The organism is Streptomyces sp. enrichment culture, assembly GCF_964273255.1.
In the GTDB taxonomy this organism is placed as follows: Bacteria; Actinomycetota; Actinomycetes; order Streptomycetales; family Streptomycetaceae; genus Streptomyces.
This window is the reverse complement of the sequence record NZ_OZ186835.1, coordinates 5597356-5611939: the sequence shown is the minus strand read 5'-3', so window position 1 is coordinate 5611939 and position 14584 is coordinate 5597356. Positions and strand designations below refer to the sequence as shown.

Sequence of the window (14584 nt, the reverse complement as noted above, 5' to 3'; positions counted from 1 at the left end):
ACCCGCGCGTGCGGGTCCGCCCGGCCCGCCCCGGCGCTCCCGGATCCGGCGCGTCAGGTGCGGCGGCCCCGGCGGGAGACGGCGACCGCCGCGCCGCCCGCCGCGAGGAGCGCGACCGCTCCGCCCGCGATGTACGGCGTCGCGGAGTCACCGCCGGTCTCGGCCAGGTTGGCCCCGTCCTTGCCCTCCTCGGGGGCGGCGGCCTCCTTCGCCGGAGCCCCCTGCGGTCGCACCTCGGCGGCCTCCTCGTTGCCGGGGGCGGCCTTCTCGCCGGTGTCCGGCGCCGCCTCCTGCTGCTCGGCCGCCGCCGGGGCCTCGCACCTGGCCTCGGCGAGGGTGACCGTGCCGTCGACCTCGGCGACGTTCAGCTTCGCCGGGTTGACGGCCACCTGGAGCCGCAGTGCGGTGGCGGCGGCGGTGCGGGAGGTGGTCTCGGTCTTCGACAGCTCCAGCCGGACCTCGCCGACGCCCGGCACCCGGACCTCGGTGGTGCCCTCGGAGGTCAGCGTGACGCGCTTGCCCAGCACGGTCACCGAGCCGGGCAGGGTCGCCGAGGCGAGCGGGGTCCTCCCGGCCTCGCAGACCGCCTTGGAGGTGACCTTCTCCAGTTCGATCAGCGACAGCAGGGGCAGGCCGGGCACGTGGACGCGGGCCTTGGCGAGCGTGGTGGACGCCTCCGCCCGCGTCCCCTCCACCGTCGCCTGCGCGTCGGCCACTTCGGCGCGCAGCACGCTGAAGGGCTTGCCGCCGTCGACGCCGTCCAGGGTGGCGGTCAGGGCCGTCTTCCGCGCACTGTGCGGCGCCTCCACCGCGTTGAGGGAGACGGCGAGCGGGGCCTGCACGCTCTTGTTGAGCAGGGCCACGTCGAGGCCGGTGCGCAGGACGGCGGCGCTCGCCGAGCCCTGGTCGCCGGTGGCGTGCGCGGTGCCCGCTCCTGCCAGCGCCGCGGGACCGGCGGCGAGGACGGTGGCAGCGGCGACGACGGCCCAACGGCGTGCGGGCATACGGAGATTGATGCTGTTCAAGGTGGTGGGACCCCCATGAGACTCGGGTGGGACCCCGAAAGAATCTCCACACCGGCCCCGGGCCGTCAGCAAACCTCGGACACTTCACCCCTTCGGGGATGTTTAGCGGATCCATTCGATTACGGGAGTACGACTGTTCCCCGGCCGGGGTCCGCGTACGCCCGTGCGGGCGAGCGCGGGGTGGTGAACGGTGGCGCGTCACCGGCGGGACGGAGCGGGACGGAGGCCCCCCGGGGGCGACCCTGTGCGTCCCGCGCCCCGGTGCCGGACACCCTCTAGGCGACCACGTTCCCGTCGAGCACCACCCGGAGCGGGTCCCTGAGGGTCCGGACGTCCTCGCGCGGGTCACCGGCGTAGACGACCAGGTCCGCCGGGGCGCCCTCGTCGAGGCCGGGGCGCCGGAGCCAGTCGCGGGCGGCCCAGGTGGCGGCCGCCACGGCGTCGGCGGGCGGGATGCCCGCGCGGACCAGTTCCCCGACCTCCTCCGCGACCAGGCCGTGCGGGAGGGTGCCGCCCGCGTCCGTGCCGACGAAGACGGGGATCCCGGCGTCGTAGGCCGAGCGCACGGTCTCGTAGCGGCGCTCGTGCAGCCGGCGCATGTGGGCCGACCAGCGGGGGAACTTGCTCTCCCCGCCGTCGGCGAGGTCCGGGAACGTGGCGATGTTGACCAGCGTCGGCACGATCGCGACGCCCCGTTCGGCGAACAGCGGGATGGTCTCGTCGGTCAGGCCCGTCGCGTGCTCGACGCAGTCGATCCCGGCCTCGACGAGGTCCCGCAGGGAGTCCTCCGCGAAGCAGTGCGCGGTGACCCGGGCGCCCAGCCGGTGCGCCTCGGCGATGGCGGCCTCGACGGCGCCGCGCGGCCAGCAGGCCGACAGGTCGCCCAGGTCGCGGTCGATCCAGTCGCCGACCAGCTTGACCCAGCCGTCCCCGCGCCGGGCCTCCTGGGCGACGTACGCCACCAGGTCCTCGGGCTCGACCTCCCAGGCGTAGCCGCGGATGTAGCGGCGGGTGCGGGCGATGTGCCGGCCGGCCCGGACGATCTTCGGGAGGTCGTCGCGGTCGTCGACCCAGCGGGTGTCGGAGGGCGAACCGGCGTCCCGCAGCAGCAGGGCACCGGCGTCGCGGTCGGTGAGCGCCTGCTTCTCGGCCACCTCGTCGGGGACGGCACCGTGCCGGTCGAGGCCCACGTGGCAGTGCGCGTCGACGAGTCCGGGCAGCGCCCAGCCCTCGACGGTGCGCACGTCGCGGGCGCCCGCGGGGCGGTCGTAGGTGATCCGCCCGTCCACCACCCACAGCTCGTCGTGGACCCGGTCCTCGTCCGGCCCGGCGAGGATCCGCCCCTTCACGTGCAGCACCGCGCGTTCGCTCATGCCCCGCACCCTAATCAGGGCCGCCGGGCGGGAGAAACCCCCGGCAGGGAGGGCCGTGGAGTGCGGTTACAGTCGATGACGCCCCCTGGTGCGCCGTACCCGCGTCCCCGTGCCGTACGCGTGCCGTCCGCGAAGTGAAGAGAGCACCGCAGTGACCCATCCCCTCCTCGGCCTGGCCCCGCTGAGCGCCGCGCGTTTCGCCTCCATCGAGGACCGGGTGGCGCGGCTGCTGGGCACCCGGCAGGACGTCGTGATCATGCAGGGCGAGGCGCTGCTGCCGCTGGAGGCCGCGATCCGCGGGACCGCGGGCCCCTCGACGACCGCCCTGAACGTCGTCACCGGCCCCTACGGGCAGACGTTCGGCGACTGGCTGCGGGACTGCGGTGCCACGGTGATCGACCTGGCGGTCCCGTTCCACACGGCGGTGACGGCCGGGCGGATCCGCGAGGCCCTGGCGCGGAACCCGGAGATCGACTTCGTGTCCCTGGTGCACGCCGAGGCGGCGACCGGGAACACCAATCCGGTCGCGGAGATCGGCCCGGTGGTCCGGGAGCACGGCGCGCTGTTCTACCTGGACGCGGTGGCGTCGGTCGGGGCGGAGCCGCTGCTGGTGGACGCGTGGGGCGTGGACCTGTGCGTGATCGGCGCGCAGAAGGCGATGGGCGGTCCGGCCGGGGTGTCGGCGGTGTCGGTGAGCGAGCGGGCCTGGGCGCGGATGGCGGCCCATCCGGGAGCACCGCGCCGCTCCTACCTGTCCCTGCTGGACTGGAAGGAGCGCTGGGTCGACGCCGGCCGCCGGGCGCTGCCGCACGCGCCGGCGCAGCTGGAGATGCTGGCGCTGGAGGCGTGCCTGGCGGAGATCGAGGCGGCCGGCCTCGACACGGTGACGGCGCGGCACGCGGCGGCCGCCGCGGCCACCCGGGCGGGGGCGCTCGCGCTGGGCGGCGGTCTGGAGCCGTACGTGCACGACGCGGCGGAGGCGGCCCCGGTGGCGACGACGCTGCGGACCCCGTCGGGGACGTCGGCCTCGGAGCTGGTGGCCCGTGCGCTGGCCGCCGATCCCGGAGTGCCGCTGAGCGCGGGCGGCGGGGCGCTGGCCGAGGAGATGATCCGTGTGAACCACTACGGGCCGGACGCCACGCCGGGCGTGGTCCGCGCCGCGCTGACGGCGCTGGCGACCGCGCTCACCGAGCGGGGTGTCACGGTGCGCCTGGACGAGGCGCTGCGCGCGGCCGAGGAGGCGGGCCGCTCCCGGCGGAAGGAGTGAGCAGGCGGACCGGCGCCGTGGGCCGCGGTCCTTCCGGAGCGTGGCCGCGCGGTGACCGGAACGTGAATCGGAGGGATAATAGGAAATGCTGAACACGCAATCTCCAGCGCATTCTCCTGCTTATACCGTGATTACATTCCAGAGCAGCTTCCCATCTTCTTCTGCCCGCTTTTCCCGGGCCTAAACGCAACGATTCCGAGAACGGAAAACGACGTATTCCGGACACCGGTCACCGGAGTTACATACTTGTGACCGGCTTCACAGGTCGTCGGATTTGCGACGTATTTCCGGGATGAATCGGGGCATCTCGCCCAGAGCTCGCGCGTCCCTACACGCCCGCGTGATAACACAGATCAGGCCCATACGTAACCCCGTCGGGCGATGCAATTTTGAATTTCCCTCGGTAAATTCAATTCGCATGACTGCCGCACAAGCAGACCTGCAAATCGACCGCCCGACCGTGGCGGACGGAGCCGTGCTGTGGCGGATAGCCAGGGACTCGAAGGTCCTCGACCTGAACTCGTCGTACAGCTATCTGCTGTGGTGCCGGGACTTCGCCGCCACCTCGGCCGTCGCTCGCGACGAGAGCGGCGAGCCGATCGGCTTCGTCACCGGATACGTACGCCCCGACAGCCCGCACACCCTGCTCGTCTGGCAGGTCGCGGTCGACGGGGCGCACCGCGGCCGGGGCCTGGCCGCGGCGATGCTCGACAGCCTCGCCGCGAGGACCGCCGCCGAGCGCGGGGTGACGACCGTGGAGACCACCATCACGCCGGGCAACACCGCTTCCGAGCGCCTGTTCACCGCGTTCGCCGAGCGCCACGGCGCTGGGCTGGAGCGCGAGGTGCTGTTCGAGGCCGGCCAGTTCCCCGACGGCCCGCACGACCCCGAGGTGCTGTACCGCATCGGACCACTCACGTCCTGACCGGCCCGACCGGCCCGCCGGCCGGTCCACGGAGCCGACCGATCCGATCCCCTTCCGACCGTCGATCGCGGCCGCCCGCGCGGCCCGGTCGATCCGGCGCGCCCGCCCGGCCCCAGCGGCCGGCCGGCCCGCCGGCCGCCCGACTCCCTCTGACCTCCCACGCCACCGAGGAGCGATTCGTCGTGACCATCACCCAGCCCGACCTGAGCGTCTTCGAGACCCTTGAGTCCGAGGTGCGCAGCTACTGCCGCGGCTGGCCCACCGTCTTCGACCGTGCGCACGGCAGCCGCATGTACGACGAGGACGGCCACGAGTACCTCGACTTCTTCGCCGGAGCCGGCTCACTCAACTACGGCCACAACAACGCCGTCCTGAAACGCGCCCTGATCGACTACCTGGAGCGGGACGGCGTCACGCACGGCCTGGACATGTCGACCACGGCCAAGCGGACCTTCCTGGAGTCCTTCCAGAACTGGATCCTGCGCCCGCGCGACCTGCCCTACAAGGTCATGTTCCCGGGCCCGACGGGCACCAACGCCGTGGAGTCCGCGCTGAAGCTGGCCCGGAAGGTCAAGGGCCGCGAGGCGATCGTGTCCTTCACCAACGCCTTCCACGGCATGTCGCTGGGCTCGCTCGCCGTGACCGGCAACGCCTTCAAGCGGGCCGGCGCGGGCATCCCGCTGGTGCACGGCACCCCGATGCCCTTCGACAACTACTTCGAGGGCCAGGTCCCGGACTTCCTGTGGTTCGAGCGGATCCTGGAGGACCAGGGCTCCGGCCTCAACAAGCCCGCCGCGGTGATCGTCGAGACCGTGCAGGGCGAGGGCGGCATCAACGTCGCCCGGCCCGAGTGGCTGCGCGCCCTGGCCGATCTGTGCGAACGCCAGGACATGCTGCTGATCGTCGACGACATCCAGATGGGCTGCGGCCGCACCGGCGCCTTCTTCTCCTTCGAGGAGGCGGGCATCACGCCGGACATCGTCACCGTGTCCAAGTCGATCAGCGGCTACGGCCTGCCCATGGCGCTGACCCTGTTCAAGCCGGAGCTGGACGTCTGGGAGCCGGGCGAGCACAACGGCACCTTCCGCGGCAACAACCCCGCCTTCGTCACGGCCACCGCCGCCCTGGAGGCGTACTGGGCCGACGGGTCCGCGATGGAGAAGCAGACCCGTTCGCGCGGCGAGCAGGTCGAGCAGGCGCTGATCTCCATCACCGAGGAGAACCTCGCCGACGTCAAGGAGTACCGGGGCCGCGGGCTGGTCTGGGGCATGGAGTTCCACGACAAGGAGCGCGCCGGGAAGGTCGCCCAGCGGGCGTTCGAGCTCGGGCTGCTGGTCGAGACCTCCGGCCCCGAGAGCGAGGTGGCCAAGCTGCTGCCGGCCCTGACCATCACGCCGGACGAGCTGGACGAGGGTCTGACGACGCTCGCCCGCGCCGTCCGCGAAACCGCCTGACCCACACACACCACAGCCTAGGAGGCATCGCAGAACCGTGATCGTCCGTTCGTTCAAGGAGATCGAAGGCACCGACCGGCACGTGAAATCGGCGTCGGGCACGTGGGAGAGCAAGCGCATCGTCCTGGCCAAGGAGAAGGTCGGCTTCTCCCTGCACGAGACGATCCTGTACGCGGGTACGGAGACCGACATGTGGTACGCGAACCACATCGAGGCCGTCGTCTGCACGCAGGGCGAAGCCGAGCTGACCGACCGGGAGACCGGGAAGACGTACACCATCACGCCCGGCACCATGTACCTCCTGGACGGCCACGAGCGGCACACGCTCAAGGTCAAGGAGGACTTCCACTGCATCTGTGTCTTCAACCCGCCCGTCACCGGACGGGAGGACCACGACGAGAACGGCGTCTATCCGCTGCTCACCGAGGAGGTGTGAGGTTCACATGACCACCGCGACCACTCCCGACACCAAGGTCCCCGACCTCTACCCGACGCGCGGGGCCACCGAGGTGCTCACCCCGCGCCAGGACCCGGTTGTCTGGGGCGCCCCGGACGCGCCCGGGCCGCTCGCCCCGGCCGAGCTGGGGTCGTTCGAGCGGGACGGTTTCCTCGCCATCGACGAACTGATCGGCGCGGACGAGGTGGCCGTCTACCGGAACGAGCTGAACCGGCTGGTGAACGACCCGGACATCCGGGCCGACGAGCGGTCGATCGTGGAGCCGAAGTCCAAGGAGATCCGCTCGGTCTTCGAGGTCCACCGGATCAGCGAGGTGTTCGCGCGCCTGGTGCGCGACGAGCGCGTCGTCGGCCGGGCCCGGCAGATCCTCGGCTCGGACGTGTACGTCCACCAGTCGCGGATCAACGTCAAGCCGGGCTTCGGGGCCAGCGGCTTCTACTGGCACTCGGACTTCGAGACCTGGCACGCCGAGGACGGTCTGCCCCGGATGCGGACGGTGTCCGTGTCCATCGCGCTGACCGAGAACTTCGACACCAACGGCGGCCTGATGATCATGCCGGGGTCGCACAAGACGTTCCTCGGCTGCGCCGGGGAGACCCCGAAGGACAACTACAAGAAGTCCCTGCAGATGCAGGACGCGGGCACCCCGTCGGACGAGGCGCTCACGTCGATGGCGGCCGAGCACGGCATCAAGCTGTTCACCGGCAAGGCCGGCTCGGCGACCTGGTTCGACTGCAACGCCATGCACGGCTCCGGGGACAACATCACGCCGTTCCCGCGCAGCAACGTGTTCATCGTGTTCAACAGCGTCGAGAACACGGCGGTGGAGCCGTTCGCGGCTCCCGTGCGGCGTCCCGAGTTCATCGGGGCGCGCGACTTCACCCCGGTGAAGTAGGCGGTACGCCGGTGCGCTGACGCGGCCGGCACCCGGGACTGCGGGCCGGGCCCCCTGGTGTGGGACTGGGGGGCACCGGCCCGCTGCCGTGCGGTCAGCCGGTCAGGGCGTCCAGCAGCCGGTCCACGTCACCGGCCGTGTTGTAGAGGTGGAAGGACGCCCGCAGGTGGCCCGCGCGGTCCGACACCTGGATGCCGGACTCCGCCAGCTCCGCCTGCCGGTGGCCCAGCCCGGGCACCGACACGATCGGTGAGCCGGGCGCGGGCACCGGCGTGTGCCCGGCCTCGGCGAGTCCCGCGCGGAACCGGCCGGCCAGGGCCAGGTCGTGGGCGCGTACGGCGTCCACCCCCAGCTCTCCGACGAGTTCGAGGGAGGGGCGCAGCCCCGCGAACGCGAACAGCGCCGGGCTGGCGTCGAACCGCCGGGCCGAGCGGGCGAGTTCGGTGACCGGCCCGTAGCAGCTCTCCCAGGGCACCTCCGCCGCGACCCAGCCCGCCTGCACCGGGCGCAGGTCGCCGAAGTCCTCGGGCACCACGAGGAACGCCACGCCGTGCGGGCCGAGGAGCCACTTGTAGGTGATGGAGACGCTGTAGTCGAAGGCACCGGCGTCCATGTCCAGCCAGCCGGCGCCCTGGGAGAAGTCGACGTACGTGCGGGCCCCGTGGGCGCGGGCCGCCTCGCGCAGCGCGGGCAGGTCCGCGATCCGGCCGTCGGCGGACTGCACGGCGCTGACCGCGACCAGGGCGGTGTCCGGCCGCACGGAGTCGGCGAGCCGTTCCAGGGGCACGGCCCGCACCTTCAGGTCGCCGCGGACGTGGAAGGCGTTGACGACGGACGCGAAGTCGTCCTCGGCGGTGAGCACATCGGCGCCCGGCGGCAGCGAGGCCGCGACCAGCGCGGTGTACAGGGCGGCCGTGCAGCCCGTGGCGACCCGCTCGACGGGGACCCCGGCCAGCAGGGCGTAGGCCGCGCGGGACGCCTCGACGTCCTCGTACAGGGGGGCGAGGGACCGGCCCCCGGCCCGCATCCGGGCGGCCTCGGCGAGCGCGGTCACGGTACGGGACGGCAGGAGGGCGTTGCTCGCGGTGTTGAGGTAGGTGTTCTCCGGGGTGAACTCGGCGCGGACGAGGCTCTCGAAGGTCTCCATCCGTCCACTGTGCGGCGTCCGGATCTCCCCGTCCATCACCGGTTCCCGCACGGTGCCGCCAAGCATCGCTCATGCGTGGGTCCTGACCTGCGCGGTCCGGCCCCCGCGGCGCGCGCGGGTGCCGGACGATTCGGCGCGGGTGCCGGACGGTTCGCGCGGGTGCCGGACCGTTCGCGCGGCTGGACGATCGTGCGGGCCGGACGGTTCGTGCGGCCGGGGCGGGGTCCCGGAGGCGGAGCCCACGGAACCGGAGAGGCCGCGGCCCCGGCGAGCCGCGGAGGCCGGAGGCGCCGTGGTGGCGGGGCCGGTGCGGGGCGGCTTCCGGTCGCGGGTCAGTGCTGCGGGACCTCGCACCCGTCCGGGCCGCAGACGGCGCCGTCCGCGTCGTCGTCCTCGCCGGCGACGACGCGCAGGGGCGTGCGGTCACCCCAGGCCTGGGTCAGCGCGCGGGTGAAGACCTCGACGGGCTGGGCCCCGGAGACGCCGTAGGCGCGGTCGAGGACGAAGAACGGCACGCCGCGGGCCCCGAGCTGTGCGGCCTCGCGCTCGTCCTCGCGGACCTCTTCCGCGTACGCCTCCGGGTCGGCGAGGACCTCGCGGGCGCCGTCCGCGTCGAGCCCGGCGTCCACGGCCAGGCCGACGAGGCGCTCGTCGTCGTCGAAGACGGACCGCTCCTCGGCGAAGTTGGCCCGGTACAGCGCGTCGAGCAGTTCGGACTGACGGCCCCGGGCGCGGGCGTGGTGCAGCAGGCGGTGCATGTCGAAGGTGTTGCCGTGGTCGCGGTCGCGGGTGCGGTAGGGCAGCCCCTCGGCGGCGGCCTGGGCGGCCAGGTTCTCCTCGCCCGCCTGCGCCTGTTCCTCGCTCATGCCGTACTTGCGGGTGAGCATGGTCAGCACCGGCTCGATGTCGTCCTTGGCCCGGCCCGGGTCCAGCTCGAAGGAGCGGTGCACGACCTCGACGTGGTCCCGGTGCGGGAAGGCGGCCAGTGCCTTCTCGAAGCGGGCCTTGCCGACGTAGCACCAGGGGCAGGCGATATCGGACCAGATCTCGACACGCATCGGGCAGACACTCTCCACGTCGTACGGGCTACGGGCTACGGGCTACGGAAACGCACTCCCTCCGTGGCCCCGGAACGGAGACTCTCCGTCGACCCCGTGAACATTCAATCGGTCGGGTTCATTCCCGCTCCGGGCCCCGCCGTGCCGCCGTCCCGGGCCGGTGCGGGCACGGAGAGGCGCAGGTGGAGGTGGTGGTCGTCGGCGGCGGGCGGGTGCCGAGGGTCGGGGTTCCAGCCGTGGCGGGCGTAGAAGCGGCGGGCGCGGTGGTTGCCGACGTGCACGTCCAGCACGGCGCTCCGGCGGCCCTCGGCGTGCCACTGTTCCGCGCAGGCGCGGTGCAGGGCGGTGCCGATGCCGCTGCCCCAGCGGTCCGGCTCGACGTGGAACTGGAACAGCTTGACCGTGTCCGCCGGGCCGCCCTCGGGGGCGCGGAAGGACGCGATCCCCACCAGGTGCCCGTCCCGCACCGCGCACAACACGGTCGCGTCGGGCCGGCCGATCGTCTCCCGCCAGCGGGCCGGCCAGTCGGTGCCGTCCTGCGGGAGGCCGTCGGGGTAGTACGTCGACCGGGCCCGGTGGTGCAGCGCTGCGACGTCCCCGGCCTCGGCGGTCAGCGCCGTCCTGACGATCAGCGGGAGCGCGGCGGTCCGGTGCGGTTCGATCATGAAGGGGAGGACGCGCCGTGGCCCGCGGTGGTTGCGCGCCCCGGCCGCCCCACGGGGCCCGGAGGGGCCCACGCCCCGGAGCCGCCCGTGCCCGGCGCGGCCCGTGCCCGCCGAGGCCCCTCCGCGGCCCGTGTCCCGGGCCGGAGTGCCGGGCGTCAGCTGCCGTCGCGCAGGTCCTCCGGCCAGTGCGGGCGGAACTCGAGGTGGTCGAAGGTCACCGCGCAGCCCTCGCCCATCGGGGACTGGGTCATGAAGCCGGTCAGAGCCGCCCCCGACCGGTCCGCGTCACCGAGGGTGAACAGCCGGACGAAGGTCCACCGCTTCCCGTCCCGGGAGGCGTGGAAGGCGAAGGCGCGGCCGGTGCGGCTCACCCGGAGCCACACCGAACTGCCGTCCACGGTGAAGGAGTTGGCGTCGTCGGAGTGGCCCCGGGTGACCACCGTGCAGACGGTCGGGACGTCCGGGGAGTACTCCAGGCACAGCTTGGCCCAGGCCCGCTCCCCCACGTGGACGTAGAGCACACCCGCGTCGAAGGCCGCGGCGAAGCCCACGGTGACGCGGGCGATCAGCTGGAAGTCGCCCTCGGGCGCGCCGAGCAGACGCGGCGCGTCGGCGGCGGGGTCCAGGGCCTCGTCGGTGGGCGGGACGAACCGGTCCTGGCGCGGGCCGGCCCATCCGGTGAGGACACCGTCCTCGTGGGACCAGGCGCCGTCGGGGCCGTAGGTGCGCAGCGGGAAGGGGAGTTCGGGCAGAGTCAGGTCCATCGCCGGAGTCTCTCAGGTCCCCTCCCCCGCCCGCCGCGCGGAGGTCAGCGCTCCAGTGTCCCGTTGAAGCGGCGCGGCAGCCCGAGCGGGTTGTCGTCGCGCAGTTCCGGCGGCAGCAGGGCCTCCGGGGTGTTCTGGTACACCACCGGCCTGAGCCAGCGCTCGATGGCGGTGCCGCCGACGGACGTGGAGGTGGAGGTGGTCGCCGGGTAGGGGCCGCCGTGGTGCTGGGCGGGGGCCACGGCGACTCCGGTGGGCCAGCCGTTGACCAGGACCCGTCCGGCCAACGGGGTGAGTTCCGCCAGCAGTTCGGCGCCGCGGCCCTCGCCGCGGGCCTCCTCCTCGGACAGCTGGACGGTCGCGGTGAGGTTGCCGGGCAGCCGGGCGAGCACGGACCGCACCTCGGCCTCGTCCTCGTACCGGGCGACCACGGTGACCGGGCCGAAGCACTCCTCCAGGAGCACGTCGTGCGGGCCGTCGGCGGCGAGCCGGCCCGCCGGGACGGTGAGGAAGCCCGCGCTGACGGTGTGCTCGCCGCCGGCGCCCGGGGTCACCGGGGTTCGCACGTCGGGCAGTTGGGCCCGCTCGGTGACGCCGGCGACGAAGGCGTCCCGCATGCGGTGGTCGAGCAGGACGCCGGCCTCGGTGGCGCTGACGGCGTCGGTCAGCGACTTCACGAGCCGGTCGCCCGCCCCGCCCGCCGGGACCAGCACGAGGCCGGGCTTGACGCAGAACTGGCCGACGCCCAGGGTCATGGACCCGGCGAGGCCCGCGCCGATCGACTCGGCCCGCTCGGCGGCGGCGGCCTCGGTGACGACGACCGGGTTCAGGGAGCCGAGTTCGCCGTGGAAGGGGATGGGGACGGGGCGGGCGGCCGCCGCGTCGAAGAGGGCACGTCCGCCGCGCACCGAGCCGGTGAAGCCCGCCGCCGTGACCAGCGGGTGCCGGACCAGTTCGACCCCGGCGTCGAAGCCGTGCACCAGTCCGACCACGCCCGCGGGGATGCCGTGCCGGGCGGCGGCCCGCCGCAGCACCGCGGCGACCAGCTCGGACAGGGCCGGGTGGTCGGGGTGGGCCTTGACGACGACGGGGCAGCCCGCCGCGAGGGCGCTCGCCGTGTCGCCGCCCGGGACGGAGAAGGCGAAGGGGAAGTTGGAGGCCGAGTAGACGGCGACGACGCCCAGCGGCACCTTGTAGCGGCGCAGGTCGGGGACGGGCGGCGTGGCGGTGTCGTCGGGGTGGTCGACGACCACGTCGAGGAAGGCCCCCTCGTCGACGATGCCGGCGAAGGCCCGCAGCTGGTAGCAGGTGCGGGCGAGCTCGCCGGTGAGGCGGACGGGGCCGAGCGCGGTCTCGGCGTCCGCGGTCTCCACCAGGGCGTCCCGGGCCGCCTCCAGTTCCTCGGCGGCGGCGCGCAGGAAGGCGGCGCGCACGGTGCGGTCGGTCAGCGCTCCGCGCGCCTCGTGCGCGGCCCGGACGGTGGTGTCCACCTCCTGGGCCGTGGCCTCCACCGCGACCTGCTCCCGCTGCTTCCCGGTTCGCGGGTCGACACTCCACACTGGTGCTGCTGCCACCGCGGATCCCTCCACTTGACTGCCGCTCGCGCTGCCGCAGTAGGTACGTCATCGGGCCGACGGCGTTCGACCTACGGGACGTTCGATATACTGAACGCCGTCCATGATGATGAATTGCTGTCGAAGACTATAACTTCGACCGTCGCGGTGAACGAAGGGGTCGAGGGCGATGACGGCTGGCGAGGCGGGCGGCGGGACCCAGGTCAAGTCCGCCGTGCGGACCGTCGAACTGCTGGAGTACTTCGCCGGACGCCCCGGCATGCACTCCCTCGCCGCCGTGCAGGAGGCCGTCGGCTACCCCAAGTCCAGCCTGTACATGCTGCTGCGCACCCTGGTGGACCTCGGCTGGGTGGAGACCGACGCGACGGGCACGCGGTACGGCATCGGCGTGCGGGCGCTGCTGGTGGGCACCTCCTACATCGACGGCGACGAGGTCGTGGCCGCGGCCCGGCCCACCCTGGACCGGCTGGCGGACGACACCGCGGAGACCGTCCACCTCGCGCGGCTCGACGGCACCAACGTCGTCCACCTCGCCACCCGCCAGTCGCAGCACCACCTGCGCCCGTTCACCCGGGTCGGCCGGCGGCTCCCCGCGCACTCCACGGCGCTGGGCAAGGCGCTGCTGAGCACCTACCCGGACGAGCGGGTGCGCGAGCTGCTGCCCCCGACGCTGCCCGCCCCGACCGGGAACACCGTCACCGACCGGGAACGGCTCATCGAGGAGCTGCACCGGGTGCGCGAGCAGGGCTTCGCCGTGGACCGCGAGGAGAACACCGTCGGGCTGCGCTGCTACGCCGTGGCCATCCCGTACCGCACGCCCGCACGGGACGCGATCAGCTGCTCGGTGCCGGTCGCCCGGCTCACCCCCGCCCACGAACAGACGGTCAAGGACGCCCTGTTCGACGCCCGCGACCGGCTCACGCTCGCCACCCGGAGGCTCTGAACCATGGACGTGTCCCTGCGCCCGGTGCACGACAGCGACCTGCCGGTGTTCTTCCGTCAGCTCAACGACCCGGAGGCCCTGCACATGGCGGCCTTCACCCCCGAGGACCCGGCCGACCGGGACGCCTTCGACGCCCACTGGGCCCGCATCCGCGCCGCGCGGGACGTGATCCCGCGTGCGGTGCTGGCCGACGGCGACGTGGTCGGCAACGCCGCGGTGTACGGGGAACCGGGCGAGCGCGAGGTGACGTACTGGGTCGACCGCGCGTACTGGGGCCGGGGCATCGCCACCGCCGCGCTGCGGGCCCTGCTCGCCGAAGTGACCGAACGCCCGCTGTACGCGCGGGTGGCCGCGGACAACGCGGGGTCGCTGCGGGTGCTGCGCACGTGCGGCTTCGAGGTCTCGGAGCGGGTCTCGGGGTACGCCCCCGCGCGCGGTGCGGAGATCGAGGAGCTGGTCCTCACGCTCGGCGCGTGAGGAAATCGCGTCCGCCCGGGCGGACGAGTCAACCTCCGGGCCCCGGTGACCGTCTACAGGAGCGGGCCGCCCCCCTCCCCCCGGGGGCGGCCCGTCCCGCGTTCCGCGGGGGCTGCTTCACGCCCGGCAGCTGCTCGACCGGGTCGATCGCGAAGTACACCACGCACAGGGCCGAGGTCCCCCACAGCAGCCAGTGCACCTCCCGGGCCCGGCCGAGCACGGTCTTGACGACCCCGTGGGCGAGGAAGCCCGCGCCGATGCCGTTGGTGATCGAGTAGGTGAACGGCATGACGGTGGTGGTCAGGAACGCCGGTACGGCGATGGCGTAGCGGTCCCACGCGATGTGCCGGACCTGGGTCGTCATCAGGAAGCCGACGGCGACCGGGGCCGGCGCCGCCGCCTGGAGCGGGACGACGGTGAGCAGCGGGGTCAGGAACAGGTCCGGGGCGAACAGGCCGCCGGTGACCAGGTGGGCGAAGCCGGTGCGGGCGCCCTCGCCGACACCGGCCGCCGACGGATCGCGCGGACCCCCGTGCGGGCCCCCGGCAGGCCGGCCCGCC

General features: G+C 73.5%; 14 protein-coding genes and 1 pseudogene. 7 read left to right on the top strand and 8 right to left on the bottom strand.

Annotation, left to right across the window (positions count from 1 at the left end; translation table 11 throughout):
• Positions 1–53: 53 nt before the first annotated feature.
• Both ACSU53_RS24410 and ACSU53_RS24405 read right to left on the bottom strand, forming a co-directional pair.
• The gene (locus ACSU53_RS24410; RefSeq protein WP_437030996.1) at positions 54–1004 is read right to left on the bottom strand and encodes an SCO1860 family LAETG-anchored protein; all 951 of its coding nucleotides are present in this window, start codon (positions 1002–1004) and stop codon (positions 54–56) included.
• Positions 1005–1300: 296 nt separating this feature from the next.
• Positions 1301–2398 (bottom strand): amidohydrolase family protein, encoded by a 1098-nt coding sequence (locus tag ACSU53_RS24405; RefSeq protein WP_437030995.1) that lies wholly within the window; start codon positions 2396–2398, stop codon positions 1301–1303.
• 151 nt (positions 2399–2549) lie between these two features.
• Between ACSU53_RS24405 and ACSU53_RS24400 the strand changes: the two genes are divergently transcribed.
• From ACSU53_RS24400 to thpD, 5 genes are all read left to right on the top strand, one after another.
• The gene (locus ACSU53_RS24400; RefSeq protein WP_437030993.1) at positions 2550–3665 is read left to right on the top strand and encodes a pyridoxal-phosphate-dependent aminotransferase family protein; all 1116 of its coding nucleotides are present in this window, start codon (positions 2550–2552) and stop codon (positions 3663–3665) included.
• Between the two features lie 418 nt (positions 3666–4083).
• A complete protein-coding gene (gene ectA, locus ACSU53_RS24395; RefSeq protein WP_164336474.1) occupies positions 4084–4590 on the top strand; it encodes a diaminobutyrate acetyltransferase in 507 nt (168 codons plus the stop codon).
• Positions 4591–4772: 182 nt separating this feature from the next.
• Positions 4773–6044 (top strand): diaminobutyrate--2-oxoglutarate transaminase, encoded by a 1272-nt coding sequence (gene ectB / locus ACSU53_RS24390; RefSeq protein ID WP_437030991.1) that lies wholly within the window; start codon positions 4773–4775, stop codon positions 6042–6044.
• 37 nt (positions 6045–6081) lie between these two features.
• Positions 6082–6480, top strand: coding sequence for an ectoine synthase (locus ACSU53_RS24385; RefSeq protein ID WP_164336476.1), 399 nt, complete (start codon positions 6082–6084; stop codon positions 6478–6480).
• Between the two features lie 7 nt (positions 6481–6487).
• On the top strand, positions 6488–7396 hold the full coding sequence (gene thpD, locus ACSU53_RS24380) for an ectoine hydroxylase (RefSeq protein ID WP_437030989.1): 909 nt from the start codon (positions 6488–6490) through the stop codon (positions 7394–7396).
• 94 nt (positions 7397–7490) lie between these two features.
• Here the strand turns inward: thpD and ACSU53_RS24375 are convergent, their stop codons facing one another.
• From ACSU53_RS24375 to ACSU53_RS24355, 5 genes are all read right to left on the bottom strand, one after another.
• Positions 7491–8543, bottom strand: a complete 1053-nt coding sequence (locus tag ACSU53_RS24375) for an aminotransferase class V-fold PLP-dependent enzyme (RefSeq protein ID WP_437030987.1) — start codon at positions 8541–8543, stop codon at positions 7491–7493.
• A gap of 332 nt (positions 8544–8875) precedes the next feature.
• On the bottom strand, positions 8876–9601 hold the full coding sequence (locus ACSU53_RS24370; RefSeq protein ID WP_437030985.1) for a DsbA family oxidoreductase: 726 nt from the start codon (positions 9599–9601) through the stop codon (positions 8876–8878).
• A 104-nt stretch (positions 9602–9705) separates the two neighbouring features.
• Entirely contained in the window at positions 9706–10266 is a 561-nt protein-coding gene (locus ACSU53_RS24365; RefSeq protein WP_437030983.1) for an N-acetyltransferase family protein, read from the bottom strand.
• Between the two features lie 155 nt (positions 10267–10421).
• A complete protein-coding gene (locus ACSU53_RS24360) occupies positions 10422–11030 on the bottom strand; it encodes a DUF1349 domain-containing protein (protein WP_437030981.1) in 609 nt (202 codons plus the stop codon).
• A gap of 44 nt (positions 11031–11074) precedes the next feature.
• The gene (locus tag ACSU53_RS24355) at positions 11075–12604 is read right to left on the bottom strand and encodes an aldehyde dehydrogenase (NADP(+)) (RefSeq protein WP_437030980.1); all 1530 of its coding nucleotides are present in this window, start codon (positions 12602–12604) and stop codon (positions 11075–11077) included.
• Between the two features lie 169 nt (positions 12605–12773).
• Here ACSU53_RS24355 and ACSU53_RS24350 point away from each other — a divergent pair, with 169 nt between their 5' ends.
• The gene (locus ACSU53_RS24350) at positions 12774–13547 is read left to right on the top strand and encodes an IclR family transcriptional regulator (RefSeq protein ID WP_437030978.1); all 774 of its coding nucleotides are present in this window, start codon (positions 12774–12776) and stop codon (positions 13545–13547) included.
• A gap of 3 nt (positions 13548–13550) precedes the next feature.
• Positions 13551–14024, top strand: coding sequence for a GNAT family N-acetyltransferase (locus tag ACSU53_RS24345; RefSeq protein WP_437030976.1), 474 nt, complete (start codon positions 13551–13553; stop codon positions 14022–14024).
• Positions 14025–14139: 115 nt separating this feature from the next.
• Here ACSU53_RS24345 and ACSU53_RS24340 read toward each other — a convergent pair.
• A pseudogene (locus tag ACSU53_RS24340) lies at positions 14140–14538 on the bottom strand (NCS2 family permease); the annotation flags it as partial.
• Positions 14539–14584 lie beyond the last annotated feature (46 nt).